Annotated in this window: 16 protein-coding genes; 15 read left to right on the top strand and 1 reads right to left on the bottom strand. The window is 49.3% G+C overall.

Going from position 1 to position 21,002, the window contains the following annotated elements:
- Positions 1–24 precede the first annotated feature (24 nt).
- Genes EIZ37_RS23605 through EIZ37_RS23595 form a run of 3 tightly spaced genes read left to right on the top strand, consistent with a single transcriptional unit; the run spans position 25 to position 2,788 of the window.
- Entirely contained in the window at positions 25–969 is a 945-nt protein-coding gene (locus EIZ37_RS23605) for a carbohydrate ABC transporter permease (protein WP_235828190.1), read from the top strand.
- A complete protein-coding gene (locus EIZ37_RS23600) occupies positions 969–1,799 on the top strand; it encodes a carbohydrate ABC transporter permease (protein ID WP_134687221.1) in 831 nt (276 codons plus the stop codon). Before EIZ37_RS23605 ends, EIZ37_RS23600 begins: the two co-directional genes overlap by 1 nt.
- A gap of 20 nt (positions 1,800–1,819) precedes the next feature.
- Positions 1,820–2,788 carry a sugar phosphate isomerase/epimerase family protein gene (locus tag EIZ37_RS23595; protein ID WP_134687220.1) on the top strand — a complete coding sequence of 323 codons (969 nt, stop codon included), beginning with the start codon at positions 1,820–1,822 and terminating at the stop codon, positions 2,786–2,788.
- Between the two features lie 57 nt (positions 2,789–2,845).
- On the opposite strand, the gene sigZ is transcribed toward EIZ37_RS23595, so the two are convergent.
- Complete coding sequence (gene sigZ, locus EIZ37_RS23590; RefSeq protein ID WP_134687219.1) at positions 2,846–3,418, bottom strand: RNA polymerase sigma factor SigZ; 573 nt, start codon at positions 3,416–3,418, stop codon at positions 2,846–2,848.
- Positions 3,419–3,528: 110 nt separating this feature from the next.
- Between sigZ and EIZ37_RS23585 the strand changes: the two genes are divergently transcribed.
- The 12 genes from EIZ37_RS23585 (at position 3,529) to EIZ37_RS23530 (ending at position 20,935) form a co-directional block, all read left to right on the top strand.
- Positions 3,529–4,182, top strand: a complete 654-nt coding sequence (locus tag EIZ37_RS23585) for a ThuA domain-containing protein (RefSeq protein WP_134687218.1) — start codon at positions 3,529–3,531, stop codon at positions 4,180–4,182.
- Between the two features lie 174 nt (positions 4,183–4,356).
- Positions 4,357–5,982, top strand: coding sequence for a nickel ABC transporter substrate-binding protein (gene nikA, locus EIZ37_RS23580; RefSeq protein WP_134687217.1), 1,626 nt, complete (start codon positions 4,357–4,359; stop codon positions 5,980–5,982).
- Positions 5,983–6,001: 19 nt separating this feature from the next.
- The gene (gene nikB, locus EIZ37_RS23575) at positions 6,002–6,946 is read left to right on the top strand and encodes a nickel ABC transporter permease subunit NikB (protein ID WP_134687216.1); all 945 of its coding nucleotides are present in this window, start codon (positions 6,002–6,004) and stop codon (positions 6,944–6,946) included.
- Positions 6,943–7,776 (top strand): nickel ABC transporter permease subunit NikC, encoded by an 834-nt coding sequence (nikC, locus tag EIZ37_RS23570; protein WP_205683881.1) that lies wholly within the window; start codon positions 6,943–6,945, stop codon positions 7,774–7,776. The genes nikB and nikC overlap by 4 nt, the downstream gene beginning before the upstream one ends.
- A gap of 15 nt (positions 7,777–7,791) precedes the next feature.
- Entirely contained in the window at positions 7,792–8,604 is an 813-nt protein-coding gene (nikD, locus tag EIZ37_RS23565; protein ID WP_134687214.1) for a nickel import ATP-binding protein NikD, read from the top strand.
- A 45-nt stretch (positions 8,605–8,649) separates the two neighbouring features.
- Entirely contained in the window at positions 8,650–9,456 is an 807-nt protein-coding gene (nikE, locus tag EIZ37_RS23560; protein ID WP_134687213.1) for a nickel import ATP-binding protein NikE, read from the top strand.
- A 107-nt stretch (positions 9,457–9,563) separates the two neighbouring features.
- Positions 9,564–10,163: a uracil-DNA glycosylase gene (locus EIZ37_RS23555; RefSeq protein ID WP_407921168.1), complete on the top strand. Its 600-nt coding sequence runs from the start codon at positions 9,564–9,566 to the stop codon at positions 10,161–10,163.
- Positions 10,164–10,190: 27 nt separating this feature from the next.
- Complete coding sequence (locus EIZ37_RS23550; protein WP_134687212.1) at positions 10,191–10,856, top strand: hypothetical protein; 666 nt, start codon at positions 10,191–10,193, stop codon at positions 10,854–10,856.
- The gene (locus EIZ37_RS23545; RefSeq protein WP_134687211.1) at positions 10,853–12,559 is read left to right on the top strand and encodes a GMC family oxidoreductase N-terminal domain-containing protein; all 1,707 of its coding nucleotides are present in this window, start codon (positions 10,853–10,855) and stop codon (positions 12,557–12,559) included. The genes EIZ37_RS23550 and EIZ37_RS23545 overlap by 4 nt, the downstream gene beginning before the upstream one ends.
- A gap of 72 nt (positions 12,560–12,631) precedes the next feature.
- Positions 12,632–13,159 carry a DUF3231 family protein gene (locus tag EIZ37_RS23540; protein ID WP_134687210.1) on the top strand — a complete coding sequence of 176 codons (528 nt, stop codon included), beginning with the start codon at positions 12,632–12,634 and terminating at the stop codon, positions 13,157–13,159.
- Between the two features lie 166 nt (positions 13,160–13,325).
- Positions 13,326–16,559 (top strand): Ig-like domain-containing protein, encoded by a 3,234-nt coding sequence (locus EIZ37_RS23535; RefSeq protein WP_134687209.1) that lies wholly within the window; start codon positions 13,326–13,328, stop codon positions 16,557–16,559.
- Positions 16,560–16,786: 227 nt separating this feature from the next.
- Positions 16,787–20,935, top strand: coding sequence for an immunoglobulin-like domain-containing protein (locus EIZ37_RS23530; protein ID WP_167569100.1), 4,149 nt, complete (start codon positions 16,787–16,789; stop codon positions 20,933–20,935).
- Positions 20,936–21,002 lie beyond the last annotated feature (67 nt).

The raw sequence follows: 21,002 nt of genomic DNA, 5'->3' as shown, positions 1-21,002 counted from the left end.
ATCGAAAAAGGGGAGGTGCGATAGATGCAGCAACCAGAGGTCAGGACGATGGGCCAAAAGACGATGGGGATCAAGTCCGTGAAGACGAAAGGAATACGCAGCTGGAGCAGTTACTTGTTTGTACTCCCCGGGCTTGGTTTTCTGGTGTTTTTCATGTTCTTTCCGATTGCCTACAATTTTTGGCTCAGTGTAAAAGACGTAAAAGTCACGAACCTGAACGGTGAACAGCATTTTGTCGGGTTTGCCAATTACGCGACCATTTTCAAAGATGAATTGTTCACCATTTCCTTGACGAATTCCATCATTTTCACGGGATTGTCCATTCTCTTTCAATTTGTCATCGGCTTCGCGCTTGCGCTGTTTTTCAATAAACGGTTTCCCGGACGAGACATCATGCGCTCCCTCATGCTCTTGGCCTGGCTGATGCCGATCGTGATCACGGCGACCCTGTTCAAATGGATGCTGGCCGGTGATTACGGGGTGTTCAATTATCTTCTGCAAACGCTGGGGGTGATCCAGCAGCCGGTTTCCTGGCTGACGGAAGCGGACACCTCCTTGTACGGCACGATCCTTGCCAACATCTGGATCGGCATCCCGTTCAATATGATTATCCTGCTGTCCGGGCTGCAATCTCTGCCAGACCACCTGTATGAAGCAGCAAAGCTGGATGGAGCAAGCCGGTTTCAGCAATTTGTTCATATTACCTTGCCATTGATGCGGCCAACGATTCTCGTCCTGCTCATGCTCGGGGTGATCTATACATTCAAGGTGTTTGACCTGATTTTCATCATGACGGGCGGTGGACCGGTCAACGCTTCCTTTGTGCTTCCCCTCTACGCCTACCAATTGTCCTTCATCACGTTTGACTTCAGCCTGGGCGCCACTGTGGCGAGCATCATGTTTCTCATCTTGATTGCGTTATCCGCGGTGTATCTGTGGATGCTGCGAAAGGAGGAGCAGACCCTCTGATGGATCATCGGAAATCCGGATATGGCGCCATGTTCCTTGCGATTCTCTCGACCATTTTGTTTTTGTTTCCCATCTACTGGATGTTTGCGACTTCGATCAAGCCGATGAGCGACTTGTTTGCCAGTCCGCCGCATCTGATTCCTCGTGATGTGACGTTTGCGGCTTATCTCGAAAACGTGTTCAAAAATCCGTACATTCTCGGGTATATCGGGAACAGCTTTTTGATCGCGTGCGGCACCATGGTTGTCACCCTTCTGCTGGCTGCTCCGGCTGCATATGCGCTGACAAGATTGAATCTGAGAGGAAAGGGCCTCATCTTGATCCTGCTGTTGGCGAGTCAAATGCTGCCCAACATCATGCTGGCCATGCCTTTTTTCATCCTGTTTTCCAAGCTGGGCTTGCTGAACAGCTTCTTGGGGCTGATCATCGCGAATACGACAGTCTCCCTGCCGTTTGCGGTCCTCGTGCTTCGTCCCTTTTTCCTCTCGATTCCAAGCGTACTGGACGATGCCGCTGCGATCGATGGCTGCAACAAATGGACCACCTTTTGGCGAGTCATCCTGCCCTTGATCAAGCCCGGCATGTTGACCGTGGGAGCGTTTTGCTTTCTCTTCGGTTGGGGGGATTTCCTGTTTGCGATGCTGCTTACCACAGAAGAAAGCATTCGCCCGCTGACGCTCGGTCTGTATAAATTTATCGGCCAATACGGCACCCAATGGAACAACCTGATGGCGGTTGCGACCGTCGCGGCCATCCCGATCGTCATCATCTTTATCACGCTGCAAAAGTATATCGTCAGCGGGTTAACATCCGGTGCCGTGAAAGATTAGAAAAAGAGGAGGAAAGCCAGGTGAAACTGGGGGTATTTGCTGTTTTGTTCGGCAAGAAATCACTGGAGGAAGCGCTGGATTACATCGCAGAGAGCGGCCTGAAAGCAGTGGAGATTGGCACCGGGGGATATGTGGGAAATGTTCATTGCCAACCAGCCGAACTATTGGAGGACGAAAGCAAGTGGAAACAGTTTAAACAGGCTGTGCAAAGCAGGGGGCTGGAAATTAGCGCATTGAGCTGTCATGGCAACCCGCTGCACCCCAATGCGGACATTGCTCGCAAACATCACCAAGCGTTTCAGGATACGGTACGGCTTGCTGCAAAACTGGAAGTGGAAAACGTCGTGACTTTTTCAGGATGTCCCGGAGAGTCGGAATACTCCTTGAACCCGGTGTGGATCACGTGCCCATGGCCGGATGATTTTTCAGCCGTGGTCAAATGGCAGTGGGAGGAGAAGGTGATTCCGTATTGGCGGGAACAGAATGAATTCCTCCGGCAGCACGGCGTCCGGGCGGCTGTGGAACCGCACCCCGGTTTTGCCGTGTATAACACGGAGACGCTGCTGCGTTTGCGGGAGCAGTGCGGGGAGCGAATCGGCGCCAATTTTGACCCGAGTCATTTGTTCTGGCAGCAGATGGACCCTGTCGTAAGCATCAAGCAGCTGGGGCAAGCGGATGCGCTCTACCACTTCCATGCGAAAGACACGGCAATTGACAAGCAGAATGCGGCGGCCAATGGGGTGCTGGATACGAAAAGCTATCGCGATACGCTGAATCGCTCCTGGATTTTCCGGACGGTCGGCTACGGTCATGGGGAAGAGACGTGGCGGGACATCTTCAGCGCCTTGCAGGCAGTGGGCTATGACGGAGCGATTAGCATTGAGCATGAGGATGCGCTGATGTCCGTCGAAGAGGGGTTTCAAAAAGCCGTTTCTTTTCTGCGAGGGTTGGTGATTGAAGAGAGTAATCGGGATATATGGTGGGCGTAAACCAAACAAGTCCGGGTTGGACAAAGAGGGAGGCACAGGGGCCAACCTCTTTGTCCATTATCCCCTTTTACCATCTTGCTCATCAACTGAGCACGAAGGATAACGCCATTTAATATGAAACTCAATAATATTCCCATAGCGGTCCGATTCGATATGACAACAGCCAGTCAGCAATTCTTTCAACATCTCCCGCCCGCGCTGTACTCTCGATTTTGCCCCTGAATAGGAGATACCCAGTCGTTCGCTCAATTCCTTTTGGGACATTCCTTTCAGCATAGAGAGCTCCAGCGCTTCCTTATATTTTTCCGGGAGCTGTTGGATCGTCGACTCAAAGCAATTGATGACCTCCTGTGCCAGATCGGGCTCTTCATAGTCATCCATGGTCTGCAGATGCGTGGGGAGCTCGTCGTTCCACTTTTCTTTACGGAAATAATCCACCATGCTGTTGCGAGTGATCTGATAGATCCATGAGGAAAGCTTTTCTTTCTCCTTCAAGTCATCGAGATGATTGTTTACCTTAATGAAGACTTGCTGCACAATATCTTCAGCATCTGCCTGATTTTTGATGCGATTTGAGACGAACCTCTTCAGCTGCGGGTAATAGTCATGCCAAATGACAGTAATATCCATCGCACATTCACTCCATATGACAAAATATTTTCAATCAATTCTGCGTCCATCGCCAATTTCCTCCGTCTCCTTATCGTAACTCAATATCGAGACTAAGGAGCTGGTCAAAAATGACTGCAAAACAAATTTTGTTAATTGGCGATAACCACCCGGGAGCCTGGCATCCGCTCGATCCTGTGCGTCAAGAATTGGAGCAGATCTTGGGCGGGGAATTTCAACTGACCGTTACACAAAATTATGATGATTTATCGTCGCTAGACACCAGCGAGTTTGCTGCCTGCATCTCGTATGCGGATATCTGGACGCGAGAGCTTGCACCCGAGCAAATTGCCGGTCTGTTAACATTCGTAGCAGGCGGTGGGGGACTGCTCGCGATTCATAACGGCATTTCACTAGCGGGTAGCTACGAGCTGTTACAGGTAATGGGGGCCAAGTTTGTCGGCCATCCGCCTTATCAGCCACTCAGCTATTATGGAACGGTAAAGGAGCATCCAGTGCTTCAAGGAGTGGAAGACTTTACGGTCGACGAGGAGCCGTATCAGTTTGAGTTTGATCCCTTTACGCCCCGTACCGTTTTACTGGAATTCGAGTATGCCGGGAAAAGGTATCCGGCAGCGTGGGAACATCAATACGGTTTGGGGAAGGTCGTCTATTTGCAGCCGGGTCACACGGCAGTGTCATTCAAGCCACAAGCTTTCAGGCAGCTCGTTATAAATAGCGCTCGATGGGTTGTTCATTCTGGTAAGGTTAATTCCGGATCGTAATATCATCAAACAAGGGAGTAAAACGACCGAGTCTTTTCGCAAGGCAATCCAACCATGGATTGCTTTTTTCATTGTCCTGAAAAAATGGTGATTTCAGTTGACATGAAAATACTTCTCAATTATCATTGGGCAGAACTGATAATCATTATTAATTAGTCAAAAGGGGACTACTTCATGTTTAACTCAGGAAAAAAAGCCATTTTGTTGATGGTAGGAATGATCCTGCTCTTATCAACCGCACTCATGGGCTGCAACAGCCAGGAAAATGCGCCAACAGTCGAACAGGATGCTTCTCCAACCGAGAAGGCCATCACCGTATCTTGGCCGAGGGATATCGGGCCAATGAATCCCCATACATATAACCCTTCCCAGCTATTTGCGCAATCGATGATCTATGAACCATTGGTAAGCTACAAAGAAGGGGGCAAACTGGAGCCTCATCTAGCTGAATCATGGTCGATCTCGGAGGACGGTAAAGAGTATACGTTCAAACTCCGCAAGAATGTAAAATTCTCAGATGGTACGCCTTTTAATGCGGCCATTGTGAAAAAGAACTTTGATGCAGTGATGAGCAATCCGAAATTGCACAGCTGGCTCGGTGTGATCAGTGCTCTAGAAAAAACGGAGGCAGTCGACGAGCAAACGTTCAAAATGATTCTGAAAGCTCCTTATTATCCGACTTTGCAGGATCTTTCTCTCGTTCGCCCCGTCCGCTTTTTGGGAGAAGCCGGGTTCCCGGATGACGGTGACACTTCCAAGGGAGTGAAAAAACCGGTTGGAACCGGTCCGTGGATGCTGTCTGAATACAAGAAAGATGAATATGCGGTGTTTACCCGCAACCCGAATTATTGGGGAGAAGCTCCAAAGCTTGATAAAGTCACCGTTAAAATTATTCCGGACGCAGAAACGCGCGTCATGGCTTTTGAAAAAGGCGAATTGGATCTGATTTATGGGGAAGGCGTCATCAGTATGGATTCCTTCAATCAACTGAAAGCATCAGACAAATATGGATCGAAGCTGTCTGAACCTGTTGGGACAAGAAGCTTGCTTTTGAATACAACAAATGAAAAGCTTGCGGACCAGCGAGTGCGTTTGGCACTCCAGCATGGTTTTAACAAACAGGCGATGGTTGAAGGTATCACGCTCGGCTTGGAAGAGAAAGCCGATAACATTTTGTCCAAAAACTTCCCTTACACCAATATTGATGTAGCTCCGGTTGAATACAATGTGGAAAAAGCGTCCGCTTATCTGGATGAAGCCGGATGGAAGCTGCCAGCAGGCAAAACCGTACGCGAGAAAGACGGGCAACCACTCGAACTCGAATTGATTTATGACAAAACAGACCCGATCCAAAAAGCGATGGCGGAAACCATGCAAGCGGAGTGGGCAGCGATCGGCGTCAAGCTGAATATCACGGGTCTTGAATTAACGGTTCAAATCAAGCGCAGAAGAGCAGGCGAATTTGACATCGACTTCTGGTACAACTACGGAGCGCCTTATGATCCGCATTCGTTCATTAATGTAGTGGCAGAAAAAGGCTGGGGTGTCTCGGAAGCTCATTCCCGCGTGCCAATGAAAGCGGAATTGGACAAGCAAGTGAAGGAAGCCCTCGCATCTACGGATGAGACGAAGCGCCAAGAGCTGTACGGCTCCATCCTGAAAACGCTGCAGGAGCAGTCGGCGATTGTACCGGTTTCGTATATCAAAAAGACAGTGGTTTACCAGAAAAACGTGAAAGCATTCAGTTTCCCGGCGAATCGGGATGAACATCCATTCAACTCGATTGAAGTAAGCGAGTAAACCGGCAAGGAGGAACTTCATGATCAGCTATATTGGGAGGCGAATACTTGCTGTCATTCCCATTGTGCTCTTTGCCATTTTCATCACATTTGTGCTCATACGGATATCACCCGTAGACCCGGCTGAGGCATATTTGACTGCAGCCCATATTCAGCCGACAGAGGAGATCCTGGCTGAGAAGAGAAAAGAATTTGGCCTGGATCAGCCTCTGCACATTCAATATGTTCAAACGGTCATGAAGATTTGCCGACTCGACTTCGGCAAATCTTATCTTACGAATGAGCCGATTATCGAAGAAATGACAGAGAGAATACCTGCGACGATGCAGCTGGCAGTCAGCAGTATCGTGCTTGCGATCGTGATCAGCATTCCACTCGGTTTTTTGTCTGCAATATATAAAAACAGCCTGATCGATAAATGCAGCAGGCTGCTTTCCTTTTTCGGAGCGTCGATTCCGCAATTTTGGCTGGGATACTTATTGATTTTCTTCTTTTCCGTAAAGCTGGACTTATTCCCGGTTGAGGGAAGAGGGTCATGGCAGCATTTGGTCCTTCCGGCTGTGACGTTGTCGTTGGCGCTGATCGCGATCTATACCCGTTTGCTGCGATCGAGCGTGCTGGAGCAACTCCAGGAGTCGTATGTCTTATATGCAAGGACACGAGGGTTGAGAGAAAGAACGATCGTAGCGAAACATGTGCTGAAAATTGCCATTACCCCAGTCATTACCGGTCTGGGCATGAATATGGGGAAATTGATGACTGGCACGATTATTGTGGAACAAGTTTTTTCCTGGCCGGGGTTCGGGCGATATTTTGTCGAGGCGATTTTTAATCGGGATCTTCCTGTTATCCAAAGCTACGTCATTTTTGCTGCCTGTCTATTCGTCGTATGCAACCTGATCGTGGATCTTGTACAGCTGTATATGGACCCCCGAATTTCGTTGAAAGGAAGAAAAGACTCGTGATCGCGAACATAGGGACTGTCCTCAAGAGCAAGAAAACGATTGTGGTATGCTCGATCCTGTTGTTGCTTTTCGCTGTAATTGCCGTGTTTGCCCCATGGATTTCGCCTCACGATCCAGTCAAAGTGAATTTAGCGCTGAAGCTGAAGCCGCCTTCCGCTGAGCATCTGCTGGGGACAGACCATCTGGGACGCGACAATTTATCTCGCCTCTTGCACGGTTCCCGTATATCGCTAGGCGTTGCCTTTTTGATTTTTGTCTCCGCGATTGGTATTGGTTTGCTGGTCGGAACCATCGCGGGTTACCTAGGCGGATGGGTGGATGCTGTTCTCATGCGGTTTTGCGAAGGGGTTATGGCTTTTCCGTCTCTCGTGCTGGTCATGGGGATTGTGGGGATATTTGGTCCCGGTCTGATGCAGGTGGTTTTGGCTTTGATGATGGTGCACTGGGTATATTATGCCCGCATGATCCGTACGATGGTCGTCAGCTTAAAGCAGCGGGAATTTATTACGGCTGCCCGCATTAGCGGCTCCTCTCCATGGACGATCATCCGAAAGCATTTAATTCCCAACGTGCTGCCGCCGATTCTCGTGATGGGCACATTGGAAATGGGCTGGGCGATCATGGACATTTCTGCACTATCTTTCCTGGGACTGGGCGTGCAACCACCCACTCCGGAGTGGGGAGCCATGATTCACGAAGGAAAGAACTTTATTCGCAGTCATCCGGAATTGATGATCTTTCCGGGATTGATGATCTTGCTCGTCGTGATTGCGTTCAATGTGTTGGGAGAAGCTTTGTCTGAGCGTTATGGGGTTAAACGTCGTTACTGAATAGGGTTGAGTAGAGTGAATGGACAACAATCGAAGGTGTTGCAGATAAGCGGGTTGAACGTGAAGGTAAAAGGGAAGCATGGGACACTCGCTTTGCTTCAGGATATCGATTTGGATTTGAAACGTGGCCAAGTACTAGGGCTTGTGGGAGAGAGCGGCAGCGGCAAGACGGTTACTTGTCACTCCATCATGCAATTGTTCGATCCGCATCAAATCATGGTGGAAGGCAGCATCCGATTACACGACCGCGAATTGAACGGGTTGCCAGAACAGGAGATGCGTCGTATACGGGGGAAAGAAATTGCCTTGATCATGCAAAATCCCATAAGTGCCTTTACACCGGTGTATACGATCGGCGTTCAATTCGTTGAGACAATCCGTACTCACAGCGATCTGACAAAAAAAGAAGCGCACGAGCTGGCTGTCACCTCGTTGGCCAGTGTGAACTTGCCAGAGCCAGACAAATTGATGAAACAGTACCCGTTTCAGCTGAGTGGTGGAATGCTGCAGCGGGTGATGATCGCGATATCGATGTGTCTGCGGCCATCCGTAGTAATTGCGGATGAGCCTACTACCGCTCTGGATGTGGTCAATCAATTGCAGGTGTTGAGACAGCTTGACCGACTCCGCACAGAATGCGGCACATCCATTCTATTAATCTCGCATGATTTGGGTGTCATATCAGAGTTGGCGGATGAGGTCGCGATCATGCAGCAAGGACGCATTGTCGAAAAAGCGGATGTTTTTCAGCTGTTTGACCAACCCCAGCACGCGTACACGAAAAAATTGCTGAATACCAGACCTACGATACCTATGAACAATCAATAACGTACGTCAGTCTATCACGCGATCGGGTTAAAAGGAGGTGGACGCATGTTGCTGCAAGTGAATGGAGTAACCCATACTTACCGGGAAACGAGCCTTTTCCGCAGGAGAGTAGCTAAGGCGCCGGTTCTTTCCAATGTTTCACTTACGATCGAAGAAGGAAAGTGTGTAGGACTCCTGGGAACGAGCGGTGCGGGGAAAAGCACATTGGGAAAAGTAATCCTTGGGCTGCAGGCACCGCAACAAGGGCAGGTTCTTTTTCAAGGAGAAGATCTGTATCAGGCGAGTGCACATACGCGCAAACGGCTGCGCCGGGATCTTCAAGTGGTTTTTCAGGATTGTTACTCTTCCGTAAATCCACGAATGACAGCGGAGCAGATCATTGGGGAACCGCTGGAAAATTATGAGCGATTGAGTGTGGGCGAGCAAAAGCGAAGAATTGGGGACTTGCTCGAAATGGTAGGCTTGACTCCTGCGGACATGCGGAAGTACCCTTACCAATTCAGCGGTGGACAGTTACAACGGATCAATATTGCACGGGCGATTGCGTTAAAGCCAAAATTGATCGTTCTTGATGAATCGGTAAGCAGTCTGGATATGGTGAATCAGACACTCATCTTGGACTTGTTTCGCGAATTACAGTCAGCATTCGGTCTTTCGTACCTTTTCATCACACATGATATAAAAGCAGCCTACTCCATTTCTGATGCGCTTGCGGTGATGGAGAAAGGGAAAATGGTCGAGATGTGCCACGACAAAAATGGCATTTTTACTTCCGAGCATCCTGCTGTGAAAAGTCTGGTTTCGTCTATACTGCCGGAGCACCCTCGTCAACGTGTTTTATTATCAAGATAACACCTCTCGAGGGTGTTTTTTTATTTAGAAAAAGTTTGCGGATGAAAGCCTTATCCAATGCTATGAAAAAAAGGGGTAGTCAGTAACCCGAAAACGGAGTGACATCCATGGAAATGAAAGATGAACATTGTGTAACTGCCTGGCCAGAGGAAAAGGCCCCACCTGGCATTGAAAACTGCACGGACTGTGGTCTCTACACACATGGATCTCGACTGATCTGGGGAGAAGGAAACCCGGATGCGCCGATCATGATCCTGCTGGACAATCCGGGAGCGAGGGAAGACCGTGAAGGAAACCCGTTTGTCTGTGGAACAAGGGAAACGCTGCAGAAGGCCGCTCATGCTGCCGGGGTTAGCAAAGAAGACTTATACGTGACGTATGTACTGAAGCGTCGCCCAACCAAGGCATACGACAAAGTACACGCGAGAGAGGTTTGCATGCAGCACCTGCTCGCTCAACTGGAGAACAAGTCCCCACAGTTTGTCTTTTGTTTAGGGAATGTAGCAGCCCAGTCTTTTTTCGCGAATCAGGATGCGGAAGTAAAAAGCCTCAGGCAAAAGTGGCATTCCTCTCATGGGGTAAAAACAGTGGTCTCCTATCATCCTTTGGCTGTGCGGAGACGACCTAACCTTTGGGGTCCTTTCATGGAGGACTGGAAGTTTGTTGTGACTGCATACAAAATGAAAAATCACAATATGATGAGGTGATAACTCCTTTGCAAGGATGTGAGGCGGATGGCTTCATCTAGAGAGAATCCTGCAAACATTGATGCGTATACACGCGCTACGTTTCAAGCGTTTGTCGATGCCTTGATACCCGCTACTCCCGACCTCACCGCTACAGGCGTCACGTTCGGAGCGGAATCAGCCGGAGCTTTGGAACTGCTAGTACACGAATTTGTCATACAGGAGCTCAATTTTTCCGTATCACCGCTAGCTGGGCAAACCTTGCTCGACACATCCCCTGCGACGGGTGCTGCGCAATTGCTGGATGCCGCAGCCGTGCAATTGATCCAGAGCGGGGAAGCACGGGAACCTCTTGACGTTTACGCATTTCCGGGTGGCGGTTCGTTCTCCGCGTTATCGCGACGTGACCGCTTGCGGGCTGTCGATAAGCTAAGCATGCTTGATATCGATCTAGAAAGCTTGCCTCCCCCGTATACAAACAACTCAGCCTTTGTTGAAAACGTCACGGTGATGTTCAACCTGCTTGCGATGTTCGGCTTCTATTCCGAATGGAGCGGGTATGGAACTACCCGATTCTTCTCGCCAGATGAGAGGAAAGTAGAATGTTTTCCGCTCAGCTGGATACAGACGGGCTACCCGGGCCGCTCGCTCGGCTATCGTGCGCTGCGGGGGTATCTGCTGGAATTTCCGCCAAAGGAAGAGCAAAAGCGATGATGAACCCGGACGTCATTGTGATCGGTTCGGGCGGAGGGGGCGCGGTTGTCGCCAAGGAGCTGGGAGAGAGAGGCGTCAAGGTGCTGGTGTTGGAGGCAGGCCCTTGGTACGGAAACAGGAAGTGGCCGAATCCCAATGTGCATCGGGGAGCCACTTACAGCTCAGATTTTGCGGATTTGGATATCGTTCTCTATAAAAAGGCATTGAATGAATATGAAGACAACATGAATGATCTCATCGCAGGACGCTTTCGGTGGGGACCAGCAGATCGCAAACGGTCTCCTTGGTTTCGCAATATCATGCAAAAAGGGACGGTCATGCAGGTAGCCGGTGTGGGAGGCACCACTCTGCATTACACGGGCAATTCTCCCAGAGCATACCCCATCGCCATCGATCATATCTGGCCCATCACCTACCGAGAGCTGATCCCTTATTATGAAAAGGTCGAGGCTACGCTGCCCGTCGCCTTTGCACCCACGACGGCAAAGGAAGAAATGTTTTACTATGGGGCCAAAAAGGCAGGCTGGCGGCTGATTCCCACCTTGAATGTGACGAGCCCTGGTTACCGTCCCAATCCGAACGCCATTTTGCCGCCGAATGAGCATCTGATGAATCCCCATGTTCCCATGGAGCAGCTGTCGTGGATGGAGGGCTGCACGCTGGCAGGTCACTGCATTAACGGTTGTCCACATGGCCCTTCCGTCGATAAGATTGCCAAACGCTCGACGAATGTCAGTTACGTCCCCCTTGCACTGCAAACCGGCAATGTCACCATCCGTCCCAATGCCTTTGCCACCAAAATTGTAACGGAGTCGCATCCGTCCGAGGGGGTGCGGGCCATCGGTGTGCAAATCCGGGATACATGGACAGGTGAGGTGGAGGAGCTGCGAGCTGAGGTTGTCGTGATGGCGGCGGGTACCATCGAAACGCCGCGGTTGTGGCTGAATTCTGAGCTGCCGCAAAATCCGTGGGTGGGTAAAGGATTGACGAACCATTATATGGACTGGATCTCCGGCGTATTTGACGAAAAGGATTTGCTGGCCATACTGGGCAGCCCGGATATCAATCCCTTTGTCGGGCAGAATTTAGCGGCAAGACTCGACTATCCGGGACTAGGGATGTTGACCTCGGTGGGGATGAGCCCAGGTTTGTTGTCTATGTTATCCTATGGAGTCAGCGAGTCCGGTTACGAATTTCTGCACCCGTCCAGGGGACACGACCCATGGGACGTACAGGGTATTCTGTCAGGTCCTCTATTAAAGGAGATCATGGCAAATTACCGGAAAACACTCACCATTTTGATTAGCATCCACGATGATGTGGATCAACGCAACAGCGTGACGATCAATCCGACCGTACGGGATGAGCATGGGCCAGTACCAGTCATCCAATATTCTCCGACTGCCCGATCCGCAAACATTCGCAGACAAATGGTGAAAATCGCAGCGGAGATCTTGCAAAAAGCAGGAGCCAAAACGATCGCCTGGTCCAATTGGCCAATCGGGATGATGTTTCACATTATGAGTACGATGCGCATGGGTTTTGTCGTGGATGACTGTTGTGAAGCCTATCAGGTCAAACGTTTGTACATCGCCGATAACAGCGTTCTTTTCAATGCGCTGGGCGGTCCCAATCCTACACTGACAACACAAGCGCTGGCAACCCGGACAGCGGAGAAGCTGGCAAATAAATACTTTAATTAGCATGATTTGCTGCCTATTTGGGAAAAATATGGTTGCGATAACATCAGGGAGTGTAGGTGGGGTTGAAAACAGATGAATGTATTTAAACTCATATACGACACGTTTGAACCGTTTATGGATGGTGAGAAGAGGCCTTTGAATGTGCTGGAGGTCTCCAATTTGTGGTTTTTCCTGTTGGGGACAGAAACGACGATGCGCAATGAGGAAATCGGATTCAATCTCGCCCAAGATCCGGAATTGAAGCAAATCATCAAGAATGTAAAGGAAGAGGTCCACATCCCGATTCGCGAAGAGATCAAACAGCTTTTGTCCGCAGAAGGGATTCCGATGCCTCCAACGACTCCGGAGAAACCGTTAGGCGATTATCGGGACATACCGGTGGGAGCGAAATTAACAGACGAAGAAATGGCGAATCTGCTCTCTTATAATTTGGCGTTAGGGGTTGCATATGCCGCCAGAGGTTTATCCGAATCCATCCGGGCTGATGTAGGATTGCAATTCTCCAAGATCTTGATGCGCAAAACGATGCATGGATTAATTGTAAAGCGGTATCTGGAGAAGCATGAATGGCTGCGTGTACCGCCTGCTTACAAGGCTTAACTTGTAAATGTACATATTCACACATCGATCGACTGACACCATTCAAAAATGGAATGGTGTTTTTTTGCGTCCAAAAATGGGGGATGAGTGATCGAAGGGTTTACAGCGTGTCATTACAGGGAAAGAGCAAGATATCAGCTTACACAAGCAAAGGAGACCCTACATCATGAAACGGCATTCACCAGCGTTACAAGCAATGCTATCTTGCCTTCTAGTCATTTCTCCGGTCTCACCGGCTTTGGCATGGGCCGAGGGGGGACAAGTATCCTCAAAGGAGATTTCCAATCTAGGCTCCATTTCGGTTACAAACGGTCTGCTCTCGATTCAATTTAGCTCCGTCCCAAAAACCGCTCCGAAAAGCACTGATTTTGCTCTTAGCTACACGCGAGATTCCCAAAAAAAGAAACTGACCATGTACAAATTGATATGGGATGAAGCAACCGCAACGGCTTTTCTCTTCTTCAAGCCTTTTCAATCCACGGGGAATGAACAAGAAATCATGATTGAAGGAGCCTACAAAAAGTCAGAGGAGTTTCAACAATCGATCACATTCGCAAAGAAAAATGCGGCTGTGGAGACCGTCGAGATTGTGAATAGCTCAGGCGATCAGGAAATCCAGTCATACGGGAAAGCGGATCGCGAAGTTACCTTGCTGGCCATTGCGAAAGATGGTGATGGCCGGATTGTGACAGGAAACACAGTAAGCTGGCGAAGTGAAGACAGGCAGGTTGCGCTCGTCTCCTCTTCGGGAAAAGTGTCCGCGAGAAAGGCTGGTTCTACCCACATCAAGGCAACGGTAAAAGGAAAATCAGCAACCTACCAGGTGAAAGTGGTTGGAAAACAATTATTCCCGACGGTCATCACGAAAAGTGGCACATACGGACCGAAAACGGGACTGTATGAAACGATCGGCAAGGTGACGATCAACGGGAATGAGACGGATGTCACCTTGAAAAACACAAAGGTGTCCGGCGATTTAGTCATCAACAATGGGGGAACCGTCACTTTATCGAATGTGGAGGTAACCGGGGACATTCTCGTAAAAGACGTGGCATCCAACAGCCTGCATTTGGACGGGGTAGAAGCGGATGAACTGACGATTACCGATGAGAATGGCGCCCGCATTGTAGCGGAAGACTCGGTTGATATACCCAAGGTGAACATATCTGCGGATTCCACCGCATCAGCCATCCAACTGGAGGGGGCTGCCTTTGGAGACAGTGCGGTTGAAATTTCCTCCCCATCCCGCGTGCTGGTGGATACGTCGCTTCCAAGTGTCCAGGTTGGCGAGTCTGCTGCGGGATCGACCATAGAGACTACGAAAAACAGCAGTATCGCTGTAATTCGCACAGAGGCAAATCTCCAGATTGAAGGGAATGGAAAAGTAGACAGTCTGGTCATCGATAACAGCACGATTACGGTAAAAAATGAGATGAATATCCCATCTGTTACGTATACAAACAACAACAATCCGAATACCATCGAACCGGCACCAACACCTGCGCCAGCCGTGAATCAAGCGCCCGCTGCTACCCAAGTGAGCATTAGCGGCAGTTACCTGATCGGCGAAACGCTGACGGGAACCTATACCTACGTGGACGCAGAAAACGATCCGGAGAGGGTTTCCATCTTCAAATGGTATCGAGGCAATTTGGCAATCGGTCTAGATAAAACCTTGATTACGGGTGCTACGAAAAAAACCTACACGCTGAAACAGGAAGACGTCGGAAAATTCATCACCTTTGAAGTCATGCCATTAGCAAGCTCAGGAACGAGAACTGGATTGGCAGTGACCTATACAACCGTGCAGTCAGTTACGGCTGTGGCCAATCAGGCGCCAACCATTCAGGCAGAATACGCAACCAACACGCTGCAAAATACAGCAGTAACCGGTGCTGTTGTGGCTGCGGATCCAGAAGGAGATATACTCACCTATCAAAGTGGAGCGTCCCCAATCCATGGGAGTGTGATGGTGAATGCCGATGGAACATGGACGTATACCCCGGAGCAAGGATACGTGGGAACAGACAGCTTCACCATCGTTGCAGCTGATGGCCATGGGGGAATCGCGACGACAACCGTGAAAGTATCGGTTGAAGAAGATGCAGTCGCTCTTGATCGCGAAGCGCTGTCGATCGGCTACTCAGCAGGGGACGACGAGCAAAATGTAACGGGGCCGCTGGTCCTTGCGACATCTGGCTCGCATGGATCAACCATCACATGGAGCTCTGATCTCCCAGCGGTGCTTGGTGCAAATGGCGAAGTAACCCGTCCGCAAGTTTCGGGCGAAGATACTGTGGTAACGCTGACGGCGACGCTAACGAAAGGAACGTCTACGGCGACAAAAGTGTTCACGGTAACGGTGCGCAAACTGGCCAATCGGGATCCTCTCACTGTGTCGACCATTGCTGATCAAATGATGATTGCGGGTTTGATGCCTTATCCGCAAATGGATCTATCTACCATTTTCCAAGATCCGGATGGTGATCCTTTGCAGTACCAGGTATCGACGGATGTAGAAAATATCGTACAGACTACGCTAACTAACAATGTATTAAGTATCACGCCTGTTTCAAAGGGAACGGCTACAGTTACAGTAAAGGCTGAAGATGGAAAAGGCGGGACGAAAAGCACTTCCTTTACCGTTCGCAGCGTCCAGCTTGTTCAAAATGGAGAAGTCTCGCTCAGGACAAAAGCGGGGGTGCAGCAGCTTCAATTGAATTTGAGTAAGTACTTCCCAGCAAGTGTATTGAACTCCTTGACTATTCATAACCATGCACCGGGAGGAAGCTTAAACGGCAGCAATCTGGTAATGATGCCCACAGGCGTGAGCAGTGATGGTTTTTGGATTCTGGCAAGCGATGACACGGCCGCTCATGTAACCGTCATCGTCGAAGGTCAAGGAGAACGGCAATTGTTCTTCTCTGACTACGTCGATGGCACAGGCGGCAGCAATGTGCTCCAACTGTACTACAAAGGCGATGGTACTGATCTAAAGGCATCGGATTATGTGCTGGAAGTGCATAAGTATTTGACTACCACCAATGAGATGAAAGTATGGACGCAGACGATTTTTCCTGTAAATCCGGATATGCCGTACATTGCCATCGATTCGATTTTCTACGACTTTTTTGATGTTACGAGTGCATGGTATTACAATGATGAAATTGATATGAGCATGAATGGTTTTGTCACTGCGTTCGTATTGAAAAAGAATGGCCAGGTCATTGATGTTCTTGGGGATCCAGATCCAAATAACCGTTCTCCGATTTTGCCAAGCATGGGGACGATCGTTCGGAAAAAGGGTATCTATACAGGTTCGCAAAGCTTTAACCAAGTAGGCGAATGGGATGAGTATCCGACTAACACATTGACACCCATCGGAGTTCATACCCCATAAAGATAGCCTCATGTAGAAACTCAAGAAAAAAAGAAGGCTGAACCATAAGCAGCATTTTTGCTTACGGGTCAGCCTCTTTTTTGTTGATTTAGTGGGTTAACGATGCGGATTTACGGGTAAAGGTATATGACAACTAGGTTCCAATTGATCATTCCGCTGCCGAGATAGGACGATTGTTCTGCTTGCGGGGAGGTAAAAAAGGGACGATGACAAGAAAGGTGTGCACCATGAAGAAAAATCTACAGATGATCACAGCAACAGCTTTGGTGCTTATGTCCTCGCAAGTCTTTTATGGGGGCCAAGTTAGTGCGCTTACTCTTCCTCAACCGTTACAACCCGTTCAGGATGGCACTTGGGACGATTACGGAGTGCTTCTAGACAGTACGGAAAATTATGTTGGACTTGATAGTGAATTGGGAGGATTCGGTTTTCAAAGATCAGCTTTGCAATTCAATTTAGAGGACGGGATTCCTTCAAATTTTGTGAAAGCAAGGCTTCGGATTTATATTACGAATGTGACAGACCAATCAGTTAAGCCTCAAGTCAACATTTACGGCTCCAGTTATGGCGAATGGAGTGACACGGACAGTGATGGAGAGTTGGATTTCCCGCTGAATAGCAATGATCCACCTATTCTGGTGAATGCCCCTATACTAGCGGCTGGAGATTGGGTTGAATTTGACGTTACTGATTACGTTCGTGACCAATTGCTCCTCGCCCCTCAAAAAATAACGCTTGTGCTGCTCGGTAATGTGTCCATTCCAGCCTACTTTGGTTATTCTTCCAATGACGATCCTATAAAATATCCGAGAATCGTTTTTGAATACCAAGCGGATCCGCCGCAAGTTACATCCATTACTACGCCGATCCAGGAAGACGATGTCAACTGGGATGGTCTGAGAATTCAGCCAAGTGCAGCAGACATAGGTACGGTTACACACTTTCAGATCACCGGCATCCATGGGGGCAAACTATATCAAAACGATGAAACAACAGAAATACCAGAGGGTTCGTATATCACCTATAACCAAGGGGACGCTGGATTAAAATTCAAGCCCAATCAGGAAGCCAATTCATCAGCCGGAGATACATTCGGCTTTACGGTGAAGGCAGCAAAGGATGCAAATGGCACCGGACTGAGCACGGCTGTACCAGTCGAGATTACCGTTTCAGAAGTAAACGATCAACCGCAGGCAGGCAATGATCCACTTGATTCGATTGGGGAAAATTCAGGTGATCGGATCATCCCGATTTCAACGCTGCTTGGCAACGATACAGCCGGTCCGGCGAATGAAAACAGCCAGACTTTACACATCCAAGCAGTCAACAATCCAACGGGCGGAACCGTTCGCATCGATGGCGCAAATGTCATCTTTACCCCTGCCTCGAACTATCGGGGAGCGGCATCTTTTGAATACATCGTCGAAGACAATGGAACAACGAATGGAGCTTCCAGCCTTAAGACAGCTCAGGGGACCGTATCGTTCAATATCGATGCTCCGGCTGATGAGCCGCTTGTTGCAAATGCCGCTACCGCAGAAGATACGCTGAGCATGCAGGGGCTTGTGATTACACCGAGATCAGTCGGCGGCTCGACTACAACGCATTACAAAATCAGCAACATCACAGGCGGAAGACTGTACCATAATGATGGAACAACACCAGTGAATGAGGGAAGTTTCATCACGGTAAGCGAAGGGGGCAATGGATTGAAATTCATGCCAACCCAAAACGCCAATGGTACGACCGGTTTTGGCTTCGACGTGCAAGCTGCTCCAGGCACAACCGGCTCCTTATTAAGTGTCTCCGTACCAGCAACGATCACCGTCACTGAGGTGAATGATGCACCGACCGCACAAAATGACACACTGCAGTCCGTGAATAAAGGAGTTCCGCTCGTAGCCATTCCTTTTTCAGCACTGACAACAAATGATCAACCAGGGCCACTGGACGAGATCAGCCAAACGCTGACGGTGACAGCGGTCAACAATCCGACGGGAGGTACAGTCAGCATTGCAAACGGGCAGGTCGAGTTTATCCCGGATCCATCGTTCCAAGGGAGGGCGTCTTTTACCTACACCATAGAAGATAATGGGACGACGAATGGATCGCCGGCGTTCCAGACGGTTACTGCCCAAGCGGAATTTGATGTACAGGATGCCAGTAAGCCCGGCATAACACTGAATGGAGATCAAGCAGTTTACCTATTGGTCGGTCAACCATATACGGAGCCAGGATTTACGGCTTACGACGACGTGGATCTGGACTTGACGAATCAAGTGGCCGTGAGTGGTTCTGTAGATTCGAGTCATCCGGGAACCTATTCGCTGCACTATAATGTGACGGATATGACGGGGAATGCGGCGACAGAAGTTACACGTACCGTACATGTCGTATCGGCGGACTTGTCAGCCTTCACGGTTAACTCAGGAACACTGGCCCCAGCATTCCAGCCGGGAACCCAATCCTACACGTTGAGCGTTCCTCACGATGTAAGCAGCTTGACCTTGTCAGCCAGCTTGCTGGATCCGACTGCCACGATGACCGTAAACGGCGTTGCAAAGACGAGCGGCTCTTCCAGTGCAGTGAATCTGCAGACAGGGGATAATCACATTGCTCTCGTGGTAACGGCACAGGGAGGCTCAACTAGTACTTACGAGCTTGTTGTCACACGCCAGGCTGCTAGTTCACCAGCACCAGCACCTGCACCAGCACCTGTACCTTCATCCGGCCATTCCATCACGATTCCTGAACAGCAAAACAATTTGAATGAGCGTGCGAAAGAAGCAATCCAGGAATCCACGGACGGAAAATGGATTCATGAACAGGTAGAGGAATCCCTGGAGCATCTATCCGATGTGGTAGAGCCAAGTAACGTTCAAGATACAACCAAACTGGAACTGGTATCGAACACAGTTACGGATGTATTCGTTCCTCTCGTTACGAAATGGGAAAAAGGCGTTATTTCAGGGAAAGAGCTGAACGAGATGCTCGAAACATTTCTGGAGACCGGCTTGAATAAGGTGATCAACCACGTTGACCTGGAAGATGAACGGATATTCGAACAAGGGAAGGATACCGTTGACACCCTGATCAATCAAGTCATTAGCAAGCTTGACAGCGATCAAGTAGAAGGAGACATTGCGACCAAGCTAGGCGAGGCAATGAACCGATTGCTGGAGACGAAAAACGTACTTCAAGTGGAAGAAAGCACTGATGTAGACAATGTTAAGGACCGCTTGGAGCAAATCGATTCAGTAGTGAGCAGTTGGAGCAATGGACTGGATGACAAGGCTGACATGTTCGATCTCGAGCGCCATTTGCTGTTTCAAGTCTCGGAGGAATCCCATGCAGCGCCTGTTTCGGTAACGGCAGCAGAGCCAACTGTCAGCTTCACGAAGGAGATTGTGAAGCAGCTTGCTGACAGAGGTTTTGTCGTCACTGTGAAAAATGAGGACGGAGCCAGCATGAAGCTGCCGACGGTTTTCTTTACCGAATACAAAGGCGATGACGTAGCCTTCATCGTGGAAGCAAACAAAGCGGCAAAAGTACCAAGCAATTACGCTAAGGCAAGCGATGCATACGCATTTCGCATCTTTGCTGGCGAAAAAGAGATCAGCAGCTTCCGCAAAGGGGAGATTCTGATCAGCATCCCGTACGACGGGAAATCAAAAACGCTGACACCATACTCCTATGATGCTAAGCGTAAATCATGGAAACAGCTTACATCCAGCAAGAGCAAGCCAGTGAACACAGACAAAATCAATGATGTCGTACGATTCCAAACAAACAATCTCGCCACCTTTATGCTAGCTGAAACAGGTGTGCGTATCATCACCCTGGAGCAAAAAACAGTCAAGCTGGAACCGGGGACAAGCCAACCAATCAAAGTCACAGGCACCCTGGCCAGCGGTCGCAAAGTGGATTTGAGCGCTAGTGAGGATGGTACTATTTACACATCGAGCAAGCCTGAAGTGATGATGGTCAGTGAAGACGGCTTACTTACCATCTCTCCTGATGCAAAAGATGGAACAAAAGCAACGGTCACCGTGAAAAACGGCAAGAGTACCACGAAGATGTCGGTTATCGTGCATTCGATGAAAAATATCGCCGTGTCACCAAGCAAAACAACGGTGACGGCCGGAAAGAAACTTCAGCTGAAAGTGTATGCGATTTATTCGGACAAGAGCAAAACAGAGATTACCAAAGAGAGTGCCGGTACGGCGTATACCCTCGATGATGATCAATTTGCTACGATTAGCAAGGATGGTTTGCTGGAGGTAAGCGAGGATGCTCCGGACAAAACGGTGCTGACCATTACCGTTGTAAATGGAGAGTTTTCTGCTACGAACACCGTGCAGGTGAAAAAACGCTAAACCGCAAAAGAGGAATCCGCTTGGCGATAAGCCAGTTGTGATTCCTCTTTTCCTTTTGACATCGGTT

Origin of the sequence: Brevibacillus migulae, from assembly GCF_004521915.1 — a bacterium.
Lineage (GTDB): Bacteria > Bacillota > Bacilli > Brevibacillales > Brevibacillaceae > Brevibacillus_F > Brevibacillus_F migulae.
The sequence above is the reverse complement of the archived record's forward strand: the minus strand, read 5'-3'. Positions and strand labels throughout refer to the sequence as shown.

Bases quoted from the DNA above. Each gene is read 5' to 3' on its own strand.
- EIZ37_RS23605 (WP_235828190.1), top strand. From the start codon at position 25: ATGCAGCAACCAGAGGTCAGGACGATGGGCCAAAAGACGATGGGGATC.
- EIZ37_RS23600 (WP_134687221.1), top strand. From the start codon at position 969: ATGGATCATCGGAAATCCGGATATGGCGCCATGTTCCTTGCGATTCTC.
- sigZ (WP_134687219.1), bottom strand. From the start codon at position 3,418: ATGGATATTACTGTCATTTGGCATGACTATTACCCGCAGCTGAAGAGG.
- EIZ37_RS23585 (WP_134687218.1), top strand. From the start codon at position 3,529: ATGACTGCAAAACAAATTTTGTTAATTGGCGATAACCACCCGGGAGCC.
- nikA (WP_134687217.1), top strand. From the start codon at position 4,357: ATGTTTAACTCAGGAAAAAAAGCCATTTTGTTGATGGTAGGAATGATC.
- nikB (WP_134687216.1), top strand. From the start codon at position 6,002: ATGATCAGCTATATTGGGAGGCGAATACTTGCTGTCATTCCCATTGTG.
- nikE (WP_134687213.1), top strand. From the start codon at position 8,650: ATGTTGCTGCAAGTGAATGGAGTAACCCATACTTACCGGGAAACGAGC.
- EIZ37_RS23555 (WP_407921168.1), top strand. From the start codon at position 9,564: ATGGAAATGAAAGATGAACATTGTGTAACTGCCTGGCCAGAGGAAAAG.
- EIZ37_RS23550 (WP_134687212.1), top strand. From the start codon at position 10,191: ATGGCTTCATCTAGAGAGAATCCTGCAAACATTGATGCGTATACACGC.
- EIZ37_RS23545 (WP_134687211.1), top strand. From the start codon at position 10,853: ATGATGAACCCGGACGTCATTGTGATCGGTTCGGGCGGAGGGGGCGCG.
- EIZ37_RS23540 (WP_134687210.1), top strand. From the start codon at position 12,632: ATGAATGTATTTAAACTCATATACGACACGTTTGAACCGTTTATGGAT.
- EIZ37_RS23535 (WP_134687209.1), top strand. From the start codon at position 13,326: ATGAAACGGCATTCACCAGCGTTACAAGCAATGCTATCTTGCCTTCTA.
- EIZ37_RS23530 (WP_167569100.1), top strand. From the start codon at position 16,787: ATGAAGAAAAATCTACAGATGATCACAGCAACAGCTTTGGTGCTTATG.